Annotated in this window: 2 protein-coding genes; one reads left to right on the top strand and one right to left on the bottom strand. The window is 66.5% G+C overall.

What is annotated here, in order from left to right:
* The first annotated feature begins 33 nt into the window (after nucleotides 1-33).
* Nucleotides 34-315: a DUF4383 domain-containing protein gene (locus tag FXO23_RS50425; RefSeq protein ID WP_158896320.1), complete on the top strand. Its 282-nt coding sequence runs from the start codon at nucleotides 34-36 to the stop codon at nucleotides 313-315.
* A 121-nt stretch (nucleotides 316-436) separates the two neighbouring features.
* On the opposite strand, the gene FXO23_RS50420 is transcribed toward FXO23_RS50425, so the two are convergent.
* On the bottom strand, nucleotides 437-1,306 hold the full coding sequence (locus FXO23_RS50420; RefSeq protein WP_158896318.1) for a manganese catalase: 870 nt from the start codon (nucleotides 1,304-1,306) through the stop codon (nucleotides 437-439).
* Between the last annotated feature and the right edge of the window lie 227 nt (nucleotides 1,307-1,533).

Genomic DNA, 1,533 nt, shown 5'->3' with positions numbered 1-1,533 from the left:
ACGGGACCGGCAGAGGAAGGGGGTGGAGGGTAGGTGTCTGGAACCGGAGGGCGTGCCTTCGCGACCGAGTCGGCGGAAGCGGGGTTCGCGCGCCGCGCCGTGATCCTGGTAGGGATCCTTTTTCTTTTGGTCGGTGCGTTGGGTTTCGTCCCCGCGGTGAACACTCAATTCGAAGGGTTACGGTTCGCCGGGCACCATTCCGAAACGGTGCTGCTGGGCGGTGTTCAGCTGAACACCGCCGATGATTGGCTCCACCTCGGCCTCGGAGTCGGGATGCTGGTGCTCGGGTGGCTCGGGCGTCCGCCGCGACGCTGAATGTTCGTCGCCGTTGACGGTATCCAGCCTGGCTTGCCCCTGTTGCGGGCGAATCGCCGGCCAGGGAATGCACCTGACCGGCGATTCGGTTACGGGCGTGGTGGTAGGTCGGAAAGACCGGTCAGGTGAGGTCCTTTTTGATCTGTTTGGCTTTGCCTTTGGCGGTGCCTTTGAGGTCCTGGCCGGTGGCGTAGGTGCCGTAGAGGGCGGGGTCGGGTTTGGGTGCGGTGCCGGGGCCGCCGAGGGGTTCGGGGTCCTGGAGGTACTCGATGCGGTCGTCGCCGGTGCTCCAGCCGCCGCGGGCGCCGTCGGGTCCGTCGGACAGGTGCCAGATGGTGTTGTTGTGGGTTTGGTCCTCCTCCTCGAACAGGGAGTTGGGGGCGATCGGCGTGGCTTCGATCCCGTCGGCTTCGAGTTCTTCGATCGCCCGCAGCCACTGCTTCTGATGCACGGTGTCCCGGGCCAGGTTGAACTTCAGCATTTCCTTCACGCCCGGGTCGTCGGTCATGTTGTAGAGCCGGGCGGTCTGCAGGCGGCCCTGGGCCTCGGCGGCGGCGTTGGCCCGGAAGTCGGCCAGCAGGTTGCCGCTGGCCACGATGTAGCCACCGTTCCAGGGCACGCCCTGGGAGTTGTTCGGCAGCGCCCCGCCCCCGGCGATGATCGCCTGCTGCGGGTCCATCCCGCCGAGCACGGCGGCCATCACCGGATCCTTGACCGCCTCCGCGGTAGCGGTGGCGGGCGCCCCTTCGAGCAGCCGCGCGACCATGGTGGCCAGCATTTCCACGTGACCGATCTCCTCGGTCGCGGTGTCCATGATCAGGTCCTTGTACTTGCCCTCGATCCGGCAGTTCCAGCCCTGGAACAGGTACTGCATGGTCACCGTCATCTCACCGTACGCGCCGCCGATCAACTCCTGCAGCTTGCGGGCATACGCGGCGTCCGGCTTCTCCGGCTTCGCTTCGCACTGCAGCAACTTGGTGTGTCGGAACACTCTGGTCAGCCTCCAGGCACTCGATCACCCCCGACCGGTCGGTCGCGGGCCCCTCGGTCTTCCCCTGGAGGGGCGAGCTATGCACGGACCGAAAAAGATTCATCCGGAAACGTCCGTCCTCGGACGTTGGGTGAACCAGGAAGGAGGAGTTGGTCGCCCTGGCTTCCCGCGTCCGCGCCAGGGCATGCGGCGGTGACCTTTGGCGTGCCGTGATGGTGTGCGGGACT

This window comes from Amycolatopsis anabasis, from assembly GCF_009765355.1.
Taxonomy (GTDB): domain Bacteria; phylum Actinomycetota; class Actinomycetes; order Mycobacteriales; family Pseudonocardiaceae; genus Amycolatopsis; species Amycolatopsis anabasis.
Note: the sequence above shows the minus strand (reverse complement) of the source record. Positions and strands in the feature narration are given on the sequence as shown.